We start from the raw sequence: 13,066 nt of genomic DNA, 5'->3' as shown, positions 1-13,066 counted from the left end.
AGGCCCCACCTCAGCAGAGGCCGACAGTCCGGTGCTCAGCGGAACTCCGCAAAGCTTGCCGCAACCCGAGCACTGTGAGCAGGCCCGCCGCAAGCAGTGCACCGCACGTCCACGGCAGCAGCCCGGACACGGCGGACCGGCCATCACTCACCGAGGCGGCGAAGTGCTCACGGTTGATGGTGATCAGCTGGTCGAGCGCGTCCATGTACGCACCGAAGTGCGCGTTGGACATGCCCGGTTCCCAGCTGATGCAGAAGGCGACCGCCTCACGATCCTTCCCCTCCGCTACCAGCGCGCGGATCGTCCGGTCGTCGCGCTGGCAGACGGCGTACGTCTCGACCGTCTTCTCGGCCGCGTTGTGACCGCTTTCGGCCGTCGCTTGCCGAGGAAATCCTGGATCGCTTGCAGTACGGCGTCGGGACGGCGGCGGTGAAGGGTGACGTGTCCGGCGTTGCCGGCGAGGCGGATCTCACCGCGTGGGATGTCAACGTCACTTCTCCCCTGGCCCCGAGGCCGGACGGGCCGCATGCCTGGCGGTGGGGCCGGCCACCAGGAGGCGCGGGTCAACAGCGCGGTTGATCGCCGTCTCCACGGCCGCGATTCGGTCGCCGAGGAGGCCGAGGGCGGCGACGGCCCGGGGGAGCGGGTCGTTCTCCGGGCCTCCGAGAGTTTGGGTGCGGACGTACGCCGCCTTCAGCTCGGCCCAGCGCACAGCCTGTCCGGCGGTCAGTGTGCCACTCAGCTCTGCCAGCTTCAGCAGGTTGGCCTCGGCTCCGGTGGTGAGGGTCTGGGCCTCGGCCCGGTAGTGGTCGTCGATCAGCGTGGCCAGCTCAGTGTCGTTCATGACCGGCTGGATACGCTGGGCGATCTTGTTCATGTTGCGGTACGAGCCCTGGAGCTGGAAGGGCGGTTCAGTGCGGGTGACGTCGGACTGGCCAGCAGAGGCGATGTAGGCGGCGTTCACCGCAAGGACCGTCTCACGGGCCGCGAGCAGGTGCCGCAGTACTGCCAGGATTCGCTCCAGCTCTGCTGGGGCGTATGGGTGGGCCAGCCGGTCGGCGCGGGCCGTCGCGTCGCCCTCGGCCAGGCGGATGAGCAGGTCGAGGTCGGTGCGGTCACGGCCGGCGAGCGGGGCGAGGACCGGGTTGGCGGTGAGCGCGTTCTCGATGAAGCTGAGCGCGAAGGCGTTCTCTTTGCCGGTCAGGACGGAGCCGAGGTTCCAGACGTCGGCGCGGTTGGCGAGCATGTCGGGCACGCGGAAGCGGCTGCCCGACTCGGTGTAGGGGTTGCCGGCCATGCAGACGGCGAAGCGCTTGCCGCGCAGGTCGTAGGTGCGCGGCTCGCCGTCCCGTACGCCCTCGATGCGGCGGGTGGCATCGCACAGCGGAATGAACTTCTGCAGCAGCTCGGGCGAGGTGTGCTGGATGTCGTCCAGGTACAGCAGCGTGTTGTTGCCCGCCTCCAGCGCGAAGTTGATCTTCTGGATCTCCTGGCGGGCAGTCGCGTTCGGCGCCTCCGCCGGGTCGAGGGAGGTCACCGCATGGCCGAGCGCGGGTCCGTTGACCTTGACCAGGATCAGGCCGAGGCGGTCGGCGACGTACTCCATGAGGGTCGTCTTGCCGTAGCCGGGCGGGGAGATGAGCAGCAGGAGGCCGCCGGTGTCGGTGCGCTTGGACTCGCCCGTGGTGCCCAGCTGCTTGGCGAGGCTGTCGCCGACCAGCGGCAGGTACACCTCGTCGATGAGCCTGCTGCGGACGAACGCGGACATCACCCGCGGCCGGTACTCGTCCAGGCGGAGGCGGGTGCGCGCGGAGGCCACCAACGCCGTCCGGCGACGCTGGTACGCCCGGTGGGCGGGGACCTCGTGGGCACGGAACTCCCCGGTGCGGGCGAGGAATTCGTCGACGCGAACCGTGAGCCTACGGCCGATGATGCGCGGATGAGTGCCCAGCAGCCCCTCGACGGTCTCGGTCAGCGGGGCGTCGGACTCGTAGCGGGCCAGGTCCGGGCACAGCTCGGCGGCCACCGCCTCGGCCAGGTCGCCGGGGGTGATCTCCGTGCCGGTCGTGGTGGTGTACGACGTCAGCCACGCCTCCACCAGCTGCCTGCGTGCGGCCGGGTCGGGGAGGGCGGCGAGGTCGTCGTCGTAGGCCGACGTGCCCACCGTGTGGCGGAACTTGTCGAGGAGCGTGCGGGTGCCGGCGCTGATGACGAAGCCGTCGGGGCCGCTCGTCAGCTCCTCGAAGAGGTAGGCGGCCGCTGCTTGGGTGCCGATCGCCTCCGCCAGTTCGGCCCGGAGGTCGTCGATGGCGGGCGCGAGCCCGAACGTGTCCCGGGCACGCGCCAGCGATACCGCCCGCCGGGTCCAGCTCTCGCGCTCCTCGGCGGTCGTGCCCTGTGCCCAGAAGAGCTGGGCGGTGGCGCGTGCGGCGGGCTCGTGGCGCAGCGGACCGGCGCCCTCATGCAGGCGCACCACTGCGGCGAGGATCGCGGTCGCGTCGTGGTCGTGGACGCCGCGCTGGTAGCCCTCGTCGTATGCCGCCTCCGCCGCCTGCCGCACGACGGCGGGCAGGTCGGCCTCTGCGAGCGCGGCCGGGCCGTGTTCGTCCAGCAGGCGGGCGGCGAGGTGCTCGGCGCGGTAGACCTCGGGCGACTCGGACGGCAGCGGGCGTTCCCAGTACGGCCGGGTGGCGGCGAAGTCGGGGTCCATGACCGGCGAGCGGTAGTCGGTACCGGTCAGCGCGAAGGCCAGTCCCTCGCCATGCGGGACCAGCGTCAGCTCCGGCGCCTGGGTGTTGACGGCGAAGTGGTGGCTGCCCAGGCGGAGGGTGCGGCCGTCGTCGGTGTACAGGTCGGTGCGGTCGCGCGGGGCACGCAGCGCCTCCTGGCGGGCCGACTTCAGGCGGCCGTCCAGTTCCTCCGCCCGTACCTGTTCGCCGAGTTCGCGCAGGTCGTCGACGAGGCGGCGGACCTTGGCGGGCATCGGGTCGGAGGTGAAGTACGTGACGATCGCGTCTGTGTCGGCGAGTGTGGCGGCGCGGCGGGTAACCGTCTGGAGAACGCGGGTCGCGGAGTCGGCGAGGCGTTCGGCGCGGCGGGCGCGGGCGTCGGCGAGGGTCTGCTTGCGTGCGGAGAACGCCTCGTGGACCTCGTCGCGCTTGTCCGCCAGCTCGCCGAGGAAGTCGTCGAACTCGGCGAACCTGGACTCCAGGTTCTCCACCTGCACCAGCATGCGGGCGAGTTGCTCGTCGCACGTCTCGGGGCTGTCGGCGGCGGCGAGCGCACCGATGACGGCCTGGCCCAGCAGCGCGAACTCGGCGGCGAACTCGGCCCGCCCCTCACGGTCGAGTAGCGCGCGGCGGCGGCCGTCGAGGGTGGCGCGGGCGCGGTTGACTCCGCCGAGGACCTCGGCGATGCGCTCCAGGATGGACGTACGGACGGTGGCGTCGCCGATATCCAGCCCTGCGACGACCTCGGTCACCGTGCGCAGTCCTTCGGCGTGTTCGTCAAGACGGGCGGCGACGGGCGCTGCCTCGGCCACCGTGGCGATCGCCTCCGCGTCGGCGACGAGCTGCCCGATGTCGTCCTGGTGGCCGGCGAAGGCGTCCTCGCGGGCGAGGTGGATGACGGCCCGATGCCCGAAGGCGGACAGGTCGGCCTCGACATCGGCGGCAAGTTCGTCGATGCGGGCGGTGTCGGCGTACCGCATGTCCTTGAGCGTGAGCAGGTGCCCCTGGGCGTGGCGCAGTTCGGTCAGGCCGGTCACCCAGGCAGCGGCACTGCGCGGGGCCTCACCGCGCAGGCGTCGAACGACGGCGGCGACCCGCGCCGCGGCCTGGGTGAGCGCGTCCGCTGCCTGCCGGGTGAGGGCCTGGACGGTCTCGAACTCGGCCAGGACCTGCTCGGCGGTGGCCCGCACCTGCGTGAGCGGCTTGTGCAGATCGCCGAGTCCGGGCTCGCCCAGCCAGTAGTGGGAGTCCGCCGCCCGGACGCAGGCAGCGGCCAGTGCCTCGTACACCTCGCTCGTCGGGGTGGTCTCGGTGACGGCTTGGGTGATGGAGAGACAGTCGGAGACGCCGCGCACGAGGTCGGCGTTGCCGATGCGGGCCAGCGGTCCGGTGCCGACGGGCTGCGCGGCGGCGTGGGTGTCGGAGACGTACGGCGACTTCCACAGCTGGAGCGGGTGGACACGCTGCGGTTCGTCGCTGCCGGCACGCAGCACCATCAGGGTGCCGTCGTCGAAGAGCGCCCAGCCGTGGCAGGACAGTGGGGTGGCGACCTCCTTGCGGATCACGTTGTACGGCAGCAGGAGGCTGCGGCCCTCCCCGCGTGCGTGGAAGGCGAACAGCACGTTCTCGCCGTTCGGGGAGCGGACCACGCGCTCGACGTCCAGGTCGGTGGTGTCGATGCCGTCGAAATTCTTGTGCGTACCGGTAAACAGGCAGTAGCCGCCAGGGAACACGATCCCCTGGTCCTCCGGCAGCCGGCGACACGCTTGCCCGATGCCGTCGAGGCGGATCACCCTCCTGGAGAGGGTGTTGAACACCAGGTAGCGGAGCGTCTCCTCCTTGTACGGGCGGATCCGCAGCAGGATCAGGGCACCCACGCGCGCGTAGGCGATGTCCGCGTCGGCGAGGGACTGGAGCGGTTCGTCGACGGGTTCGCTGTAGATGCCCTCGCCGGTCTCGGTGTTGTTCTCGACCTTGACGGTGAGGGTGCCGCCGAGCGTCTCGACGTACACCTCGTCCTGGACGGAGACGTGCGGGTGGCGGCCGAGGACGTGGTCCTCCCGGGTCGTCTCGGTCCACTCGAAGTCGTGAGAGGGCGGGAAGACGTGGTCGCGCTCGCCGCGCGCGTCGAGGAAGGACGCCCGGCCGTCGTCCGTCAGGGCCCAGCGCAGGACCCGGATGTCGTCGGCCTTATCGCCGGTCTGGAAGACGGCGAGCAACTTCCCGTCCACGTGACGGAGTTGGAGGAGATGGGCTTGGCGGTAATAGCGGTAGAGGGCCGTGAACTCCCGTACGAAGGCGGGGTCGTCGAGCAGACCGGGCACGGCGTCGTCGGGCAGCCGGCGCAGCTCGCGGTCGTGCAGTGCGAAGACGTCACCCACGGCCGTGTCCGGCTTCAGGCCGAGGAAGACGTTGTAGCCGAAAAGCAGCACGCCGCCGACGGAGACGATGTCGCGGGGCACGCAGTTGTGCTCGGTGCGCAGCCTCTTGGCGCCGGACAGCTCGAATCGCGTCGAGCCGAACTTCTCGGCACGCCTGTCGTTGAGCGCTTCGGCGCGGCGGGCGAGCTCGGCGGCCTGCGCGGTGAGCCGGTCGCGCAGCACCTCGTAGGTGCCGGTGTCCAAACCGGTGGTCCCGGTGGTCATGGGTCCCTCTCGGAAGTCGGAGAAACGTGGTCTGGAGCTGCCGTCCCCTGTGCGGCAGCTCCAGACCACGGGCCGGGGCAGTACAGGTCAGGCCCTTACGCTGCCGTTGAGCGCGGCCAGCGACGTGTCGGCGACGCCCAGTTCACCGGCCTTGTCGAGGAGCTGCTGGAACTGTCCGGCCTTCGCGCCGCCGTTGTTCATGAGCTTCATGAGCAGGGCGGAGACGGTCAGGTTCTGCACATCTGCTGTGGAGACCGAGCCGAGGACGTGGCTGAGGTCGTCGGTGAAGCTGGAGGTGCCGTCCAGCCAGGGCTTCACGAGCGCCTGGGCCGTGTCGGAGTGCTGGACGAAGCCGTCGACGCTCTTGCCGAGCGCGATCGAGGACACCAGCCGGTCGAAGAAGACCGACTCGCCGCCGACGATGTTGATGTCGGCGTTCTCCAGCCCAGTGGCGAGCACCGTGGCCTGTGCCTCGGCGACCTGCCGCTGCACGTCCAGCCCGGCAAGGCGGATGTCCTTCTCGGCCTGCAGGCGCAGCCGGTACTCCTCGTGGCCGCGTGAGGCGTCGTCGAGGGCGGCCATCGCGGCGGCCTTCTCGGTGAGACCGGCGGCCTCCGCCTTGAGCTTCTCGCCGATGCCGTCGGCCTCGGCCAGCGCTTTCGCCTTGGCGCCCTCGGCCTCCGCCAGCATGCGTGCCTGCGTCGCCTCGGCCTCCGCGCGGCCGGCCTTCTCGATGACCTCGGCCTCCTTGTCGCGGACCTGGACGGCGGCCAGCCCCTCGGCGGCGCACTCCGCCTGGACGCCCTCGGCCAGCCGCAGTTTGGCCTGCGCGTCGAGGTCGGCGGTCTTCAACCGGGCGTCGGCCAGGGTGAGTTCCTCGGCGGCGCGGTGCACGGCGGCCTGCTCGGCGGCCTCGGCGGCCTTGATGTCCTTCACCAGCTGCTCCTGCGCCTCGGCCTCGGCGGCGATGATCACGGTCTGGCGGCCGCGCTCGGCTTCCTCCACGGAACGCAGCGTCTTGATGGACTCTTCCTGCTCGGCGACCGTCCGGTCCACCGCGACCCGCTCGCGGATGACCTCGGCGATCTCCCGCTTCTCCGCCTCGACCTCCTTGTCGGCGGCGATCCGGGTCAGCTGCGTCTCCCGCTCCCGTGCGATGACTTCGAGGAGGCGGTCCTTCTCGATGCGCTCGTTCTCGATGGCGATGACCCGCTCGCGGTTCTTCGCGGCGACGGCCACCTCGCGGGCCTGATTCTCCCGCTGGATGCCGAGCTGCTCCTCGGTCCTGAGGAAGGCGCCCTGCGAGCGCAGCCGCTCCTCCTCCATAACCCGCGCCGTCTCGGCCTCCTCACGGGCCCGTACGGTGTCGATCTCCCGCTTCTGCTTGATCTCGGCGTCGGCCTGCCGGCGCTCCAGCTCCAGGATGGCCTCGCGGGCATCCACGTTCTGCCGGGTGATCTCCTTCTCCTCCGTGCGCTGGGCCTCGTTGGTGCGCACGTGCTCCACGGCTGTCAGCTCGGTGATCTTGCGGATGCCCTGGGCGTCGAGGACGTTGGCCGGGTCTAGCTGGGTCAGCGGCGTCTGCTCCAGGTAGTCGATCGCCGCGTCCTCCAGGTGGTAGCCGTTGAGGTCGACGCCGATGACCTCGATGATCCGGTACCGCAGCTCCTCGCGCTTGGTGTACAGGTCGGTGAAGTCCAGTTGCTTGCCGACGGTCTTCAGCGCCTCGGAGAACTTGGCGTGGAACAGCTCCTGCAGCGTGTCCCGATCACTCGCCCGTGCGGTGCCGACGGACTGGGCGACCTTGATGACGTCCTCGACGGTTTTGTTGACCTTCACGAAGAACGAGATCCGGATGTCCGCGCGGATGTTGTCCTGACAGATGAGACCGTCCCGCCCGGAGCGCGTGATCTCGATCGTCTTCACCGAGATGTCCATCACCTCGGCCTTGTGCAGCACCGGCAGGACGACCTGCCCGGTGAAGGTCACGTCGACCTTGCGCAACTTGGAGACGATCAGCGCCTTGCCCTGCTCCACTTTGCGAAAGAGCTGGGAGACGACGAGTACGACAACGAGGCAGACGGCGACGAGCACGCCGATGCCCACGAGCATGGCAACCATGGCATACGTCCTTCAGGCGTAAGGGAGTTGAGCTTGAAGAAGAGAGGGCCGCAGACGAGGTCCGGCGGCGGCGCGGCTCAGGCGGCGCGGCCTCGCGAAGGGAGCGCGGCGCCGCGCGACACGCCCCCATAGGGATCCCGGCCGGCGGCATCCGACGGCTCACCGTCACCCGTGCGAGCCTCGCTCGGCACGGACGGCACGGGTTCATCCGGGAAGAGGCGGTGCAACGGACGTACGATCAGGCAGGTCACGACCCAGGCGACGAACAGCGCCCCGACCGGCACGACAAGGCGCAACATCCCGGCGACCGGCCCTGGGCGCGCGAACACGGCAAGCAGAACCGCCGCTCCGACGCTCAGGCACCAAGCGAGCACCGTCAGCAGCGAGAAAGCGATCGTCACGGGCACCCCGCCCATGCGCCACACCCGAAGGTCCACGTCCGCGTCGAAGCTGTCAACGCTGGCGGCGCCCACAGAGGCCAGGAGCCAGAAGCAGACGACCACGACGAGGGCAGCGGTCAGCAGGATCGTGGGCAGGGCCGTGGCCGCTGCCAGAAATGTCCGCATCTCCTGATCCCCCTCTCCGCCCGTGGCGCGCATCAGTCGTCTCCGACGGCGCACGGCCGTTCCGGGCCCCGGTACCGGGCACCTGCCGGTATCCGGCATCGGAACCATCCGCCGTGCTCCCCGCGAGCCATGCTGCACGATCCAACCCCTGCCACGCATTGCCGGTTCCCGGCAGTGTTCATTAGGGTCTGCATGCCGATGGCCGCTAAGAAACCGTCACCGGCGCGTCAACAGTCCGGGGGACGAAGTGACAGACCGGGAACTACCCGAGCATTATCTGGACGGATACGCCGAGATCCTGGCCGCGGTGTCGGCCACCGGACGACGCCTCACCCGGGACGAGATCGCCTCCCGCCGCGCCCTGGGCGAGGAGGCCGCCGAGGCGGGCCACGGGCTGCGTGCCCTCGTCAGCGCGCATCTGAGCGCTGCCCGCACGGCCTGGCCGGTTACGCCCGGCTCCGCCGACGGCGCACTGGCCGCCGCGCAGCAGGTCATCGACGCCTTCGCCGAGGGATACGAACGCGCCCAGCTTGTCGCCGTGCGCCAGGAAGAGGCCGCGCGCCGGGAGTTCATCGACGACCTCCTCTACGGCCGCAGCGACCTCGGCCGCCTCGCCGAACGCGCCGAACGCTTCGGACTGCGCCTGTCCCACGCGAACGGGGTCGCCGTCGCGCAGGGACCCGCCGCCTACGACGAGGGCGACCCGGTGCCCCAGCAGGTGGAACGGGCGCTCATCTCCCGTTTCAGCGACCGCAGCGTCCTGCTCACCACCAAGGACGGCCGACTGCTGTGCATCGCCCCCGGCCACCAGGACGAGGTCCTCGCCTACTTCGCCAAACAGGCCCACGCCGCCACCGACGGCGGCCGCGTAGCCATCGGCCGACCCCAACCGGGTCCGGGAGGCGTAGTCCAGTCCTACGAAGAGGCCGTCAACGCCCTCGAACTCGCCGAGCGCCTCGGCCTCGACGACCCGGTCCTACGCGCCGCCGACCTGCTGGTCTACCCCGTCCTCACCCGCGACCGCCAAGCCATGGCCGACCTCGTCGCCGACACCCTGGGCCCGCTCACCATGGCCCGCGGCGGCGTCCAGCCCCTCCTGGACACCCTCACCGCGTACTTCGACTCCGGCTGCGTGGCCGCCGAGGCCGCCCGCCGCCTCACCCTCAGCGTGCGCGCCCTGACCTACCGCCTGGAACGCATCCACAAACTCACCGGCGCCAACCCCGCCGACCCGGCCCACCGATACATGCTCCAGACCGCAGTGATTGGCGCCCGGCTTCTGGACTGGCCCGCCAAGGACCTCTGACACTCGGCACCCGCCACGGTGGGCGGGGCCGACAGCGCACGCGACGACCGCGCAGCCGCTCCCGCGTCCCGGCGCTGACCACGGCCCACACCATCGACCACAACGGCATCATCCACCGGGTGTTCGTCGACACCGCATGCATAAACCGCACCGAACCAGCTGATGTCCTTGCCTCTTTGAACGCACCATGACCCGAACGGCCTGTCGAAGGAGCCTGCCGCACAGGGCTTCAACAGGATGGCCGAGAGCCATACTTGGCCTTACGGGGGACCATCCCGTGGTGGCTTGGCATGGGAGAGGCAGCAATCCGGTGAGCGGTGACAGCCAGGGAGTGGGAAAGGCCGAGGTACGGCTCAAGTGGGACCCAAGTCCCTGGAATCAGCCGCCTCACCATCTCGACATCATCGCCACGACCTACTCGACACACGCCCCCTATGGGCGGCCCGTGTACGTCGTCCACTTCGAAAGCCGCTCACCGGACGGCACCATCAACATGAGCCAGGTCCATGAACCCGTTGAGGTACCGAGATTTCCAGTTCGGCGTCGGTGACGGCGAGCCGACCGAGGCTGTGCTGATGTCGGCGCCGAGGAATGGCAGTTCCGGGGTGTACCGGCTGTTGCGAGAGCGCCGGATGCCTCGCGAGGCGGCGGGGCAGCCGGCCACGCCACCCGCCTACCACACGTCTCCTGGATGACCCCTGCCACCCGGCAGGTCGGTCTCGGCCAGGAACCGCCATTCCCGGGCCGCCGCGCATCAGCCGTCCCGCCTGAAGACATGTCCACTGGACATGATCACGAAAGGCGTGCACCACCGCCAGCGAAGCATCCGCTGGTGAGCCCCCTGCCCCCGGCAGCCGACCACAGCCACTCAGCGCCTCTTCAGCGGCTCATCGGTCCGACTCTCGTCGCGCCAGCCCCATCCGCGAGGCGAACCAGCACATGACCTCACACCACCCTGACCAGCGGCGACACGCTCAACAGCCCAAAAGGGTGCGGATTCGACCCGGATTCGACCCGAGAGCCCCAGACTCCAAAACGATCAATAGTTGACCTGCAATGATGCTGATTCTTGCCGCTGTACCGGGCATCCATCAACAGACGGGTATCACATTTGCAGTTAAGCGGACATGTTTGGGCGATCAACGCTACGCAGCGAGTAGCCGCACTCGCCGTCGCCCTCTCCGGCCAACCCAAGCGCGAACCGAACAGCAGCAGCACCCGGGCCACCTGCTCTGGCGGCTAGGGGCCGACAGAACAGGGCTCTGACCAGCCTCTTTACAGAAGTTCTTCCGCCTGGCAGAAGCCGTCTTGCCGAGGCGATGCAAGTCTCACGACCCTGATCCCAACCACGGCACGCGGGGCGAGGACGCCCCGCCGACAGGGACGGGAAGCCCATGCCTCACATGACCGCCTTCGCCAGGAACCAGTGGTACGTCGCCGCCTACAGCCACGAGGTGGGCCGGGAGTTGCTGGGCCGGACGATTCTCGGGGAGCCCCTCGTCCTGTACCGCACCGAGGCGGAGGGGACGCCGGTCGCGCTGCACGACCGCTGCGTGCACCGGCGATACCCGCTGTCCGAGGCGCCGACCCGGCTCGACGGCGACCGCGTCGTGTGCGGCTATCACGGGTTCACGTACGACACGACCGGAACGTGTGTGTACGTGCCGGGGCAGAAGCGCGTTCCGCGCACCGCGCGGGTCGCCTCCTACCCGGTGGTCGAACAGGACTCGCTGGTGTGGGTGTGGATCGGCGACCCGGCGCTGGCGGACCCGCAGAGCATCCCGCGGGCCCGGCACCTGGACTCCCCCGGCTGGGTCACCGTCCGCGGCATGGAGCCGATCGACGCCGACTACGGCCTGCTCGTCGACAACCTCCTCGACCTCTCCCACGAGACCTATCTGCACGGCGGCTACATCGGCACCCCCGAGGTCGCCGAGACGCCGATCACCACGGAGGTCGACGAGGGCGCCGGCATCGTCCGGGTCAGCCGGCACATGGACGACGCCGAGTGCCCGCCGTTCTACGCCCGTTCGACCGGCATCGAGGGCCGCATCACGCGCTGGCAGGACATCGAGTACCACGCGCCGTGCCTGTATCTGCTGCACAGCCGGGTCGCCCCGGTGGGTGTGGTGCCCGAGCCGGACGGCAGCGACCCGAACGGCTTCCACACCGAGGTCACCTACGCGATCACGCCGTCCACCGACGGCAAGGTGTACGACTTCTGGATGGTCTCGCGCGACTGGGCGACTCAGGACGACGAGGTCACCGAGTTCCTGCGGAGCAACAACCACACCGTCGTCATGCAGGACGTCACCGCGCTCAACCTGCTGCAGCGCACCCTGGGTACCGAGCGCACCGGCTACCAGGAGCTGAGCATCAACATCGACACCGGTGGACTGGCCGCCCGCCGGATCCTCGCCCGGCTGGTGGAGGAGGGCGACAAGCCGGTGGAGAAGGCCCTGTGAGCAGCCCGACCGGCGAGATCTACCGCATCGACTGGCTGCCGGGCACGGACACCCTGCACGGCACCTGTCACTGCGGTCGCGAGCACACCGCGCAGGACCCGGTGGAGATGTGGGAGTGGATGCTCGCCCACCCCCAGGGACACGAGCCGCAAGGAAACAACTCATGACGGTGTACGAAGCCGAGCTCGTCGTCGACGGGCTGCAGTCCGCGGCCGACGGTGTGCGCTCCCTCACCCTGCGCCACCCGCTGGGCGAGCCGCTCCCCGACTGGGAGCCGGGCGCCCACATCGACGTCCTGCTCGGGCCGGACCTGGAGCGCCAGTACTCGCTGTGCGGCGATCCCGCGGACCGTTCCGCCTGGCGGATCGCCGTCCTGCGGGAACCGGAGGGGCGCGGCGGATCGGCGTATGTGCACGAGCAGTTGGGGCAGGGCGACAAGGTCCGGGTGCGCGGTCCGCGCAACCACTTCGCCCTGCACCCCGCTGCCCGCTACCGCTTCGTCGCGGGCGGCATCGGCATCACCCCGATCCTGCCGATGCTCGCGGCGGCGGAGGCGGCGGGCGCCGAGTGGACGCTGCTCTACGGCGGCCGCAGCCGTGACTCCATGGCGTTCACACAGGAGTTGGCGCGGTACGGCGAGCGGGTCACCGTCGCTCCGCAGGACGAGACCGGGCTGCTCGACCTCGGTGCGGTGCTGGACCCGCTGCCCGAGGGGACGTTGGTCTACTGCTGCGGTCCCGGCCCGCTGCTCGACGCCGTGGAGGCGCGCTGCCCGTCCGGTGCCCTGCATGTCGAGAGATTCCAGGCGAAGGCGCAACCGACGGGCGAGGACGCCGAGTTCGAGGTCGAGCTGGCGCAGAGCGGCCGTACGCTGACCGTCCCGCCCGGCGTCTCCGTCCTCGACACCGTGCGCGCCGCCGGCGTCGAGGTGCTCTGGTCCTGCACCGAGGGCACCTGCGGCACCTGTGAGACCGACGTGCTGGAGGGCACACCGGACCATCGCGACTCCGTGCTCACGGCCGAGGAACGGGAGGCCGGGGAGACGATGATGATCTGCGTGTCGCGGTGCGCGGGGAAGAGGCTCGTCCTGGATCTGTGAGCCGGAGGTCCCAGACCGGCGGGGAAACTGTCAACAATTTCGTCAGCCAAAGCCATTGACCCCGCCGGACGGCACGATCTACGTTCCCTGCACGCCAGTTGAGCACTACTGTGCGGTGTGCGCACAGCCTGTCGG

At 70.0% G+C, this 13,066-nt stretch carries 9 protein-coding genes and 2 pseudogenes; 6 read left to right on the top strand and 5 right to left on the bottom strand.

Annotated elements, in window-relative coordinates; all coding sequences use genetic code 11:
• Positions 1 to 10: 10 nt before the first annotated feature.
• Entirely contained in the window at positions 11 to 205 is a 195-nt protein-coding gene (locus ACFY2L_RS08265) for a hypothetical protein (protein WP_390821839.1), read from the bottom strand.
• On the opposite strand from ACFY2L_RS08265, the gene ACFY2L_RS08260 reads away from it, so the two are divergent.
• Entirely contained in the window at positions 204 to 362 is a 159-nt protein-coding gene (locus ACFY2L_RS08260) for a hypothetical protein (RefSeq protein WP_390821838.1), read from the top strand. The genes ACFY2L_RS08265 and ACFY2L_RS08260 overlap by 2 nt on opposite strands.
• Positions 363 to 490: 128 nt before the next feature.
• Here ACFY2L_RS08260 and ACFY2L_RS08255 read toward each other — a convergent pair whose 3' ends face one another.
• From ACFY2L_RS08255 to ACFY2L_RS08245, 3 genes are all read right to left on the bottom strand, one after another.
• Positions 491 to 5,374, bottom strand: a complete 4,884-nt coding sequence (locus tag ACFY2L_RS08255; RefSeq protein WP_390821837.1) for a DNA repair ATPase — start codon at positions 5,372 to 5,374, stop codon at positions 491 to 493.
• Positions 5,375 to 5,461: 87 nt separating this feature from the next.
• Positions 5,462 to 7,495: a flotillin family protein gene (locus tag ACFY2L_RS08250; RefSeq protein ID WP_390821836.1), complete on the bottom strand. Its 2,034-nt coding sequence runs from the start codon at positions 7,493 to 7,495 to the stop codon at positions 5,462 to 5,464.
• A 77-nt stretch (positions 7,496 to 7,572) separates the two neighbouring features.
• Complete coding sequence (locus tag ACFY2L_RS08245; RefSeq protein WP_390821835.1) at positions 7,573 to 8,094, bottom strand: hypothetical protein; 522 nt, start codon at positions 8,092 to 8,094, stop codon at positions 7,573 to 7,575.
• Positions 8,095 to 8,308: 214 nt separating this feature from the next.
• On the opposite strand from ACFY2L_RS08245, the gene ACFY2L_RS08240 reads away from it, so the two are divergent.
• Positions 8,309 to 9,367 (top strand): PucR family transcriptional regulator, encoded by a 1,059-nt coding sequence (locus ACFY2L_RS08240; protein ID WP_390821834.1) that lies wholly within the window; start codon positions 8,309 to 8,311, stop codon positions 9,365 to 9,367.
• 310 nt (positions 9,368 to 9,677) lie between these two features.
• Positions 9,678 to 9,869: pseudogene (locus ACFY2L_RS08235) on the top strand (TerD-family protein); the annotation flags it as partial.
• A gap of 25 nt (positions 9,870 to 9,894) precedes the next feature.
• On the opposite strand, the pseudogene ACFY2L_RS08230 reads toward ACFY2L_RS08235, so the two are convergent.
• A pseudogene (locus ACFY2L_RS08230) lies at positions 9,895 to 10,031 on the bottom strand (sugar kinase); the annotation flags it as partial.
• A gap of 730 nt (positions 10,032 to 10,761) precedes the next feature.
• Here ACFY2L_RS08230 and ACFY2L_RS08225 point away from each other — a divergent pair.
• From ACFY2L_RS08225 to ACFY2L_RS08215, 3 genes are read left to right on the top strand one after another with little or no spacing between them, the layout of a single operon-like run.
• Complete coding sequence (locus ACFY2L_RS08225) at positions 10,762 to 11,832, top strand: Rieske 2Fe-2S domain-containing protein (protein ID WP_390658604.1); 1,071 nt, start codon at positions 10,762 to 10,764, stop codon at positions 11,830 to 11,832.
• Complete coding sequence (locus ACFY2L_RS08220) at positions 11,829 to 11,999, top strand: hypothetical protein (RefSeq protein ID WP_390658605.1); 171 nt, start codon at positions 11,829 to 11,831, stop codon at positions 11,997 to 11,999. The genes ACFY2L_RS08225 and ACFY2L_RS08220 overlap by 4 nt, the downstream gene beginning before the upstream one ends.
• The gene (locus ACFY2L_RS08215) at positions 11,996 to 12,931 is read left to right on the top strand and encodes a PDR/VanB family oxidoreductase (protein WP_390821832.1); all 936 of its coding nucleotides are present in this window, start codon (positions 11,996 to 11,998) and stop codon (positions 12,929 to 12,931) included. Before ACFY2L_RS08220 ends, ACFY2L_RS08215 begins: the two co-directional genes overlap by 4 nt.
• The last annotated feature ends 135 nt before the right edge of the window (positions 12,932 to 13,066 follow it).

The sequence above is a fragment of the Streptomyces sp. NPDC001381 genome (assembly GCF_042895685.1).
GTDB lineage: Bacteria > Actinomycetota > Actinomycetes > Streptomycetales > Streptomycetaceae > Streptomyces.
Note: the sequence above shows the minus strand (reverse complement) of the source record. Positions and strands in the feature narration are given on the sequence as shown.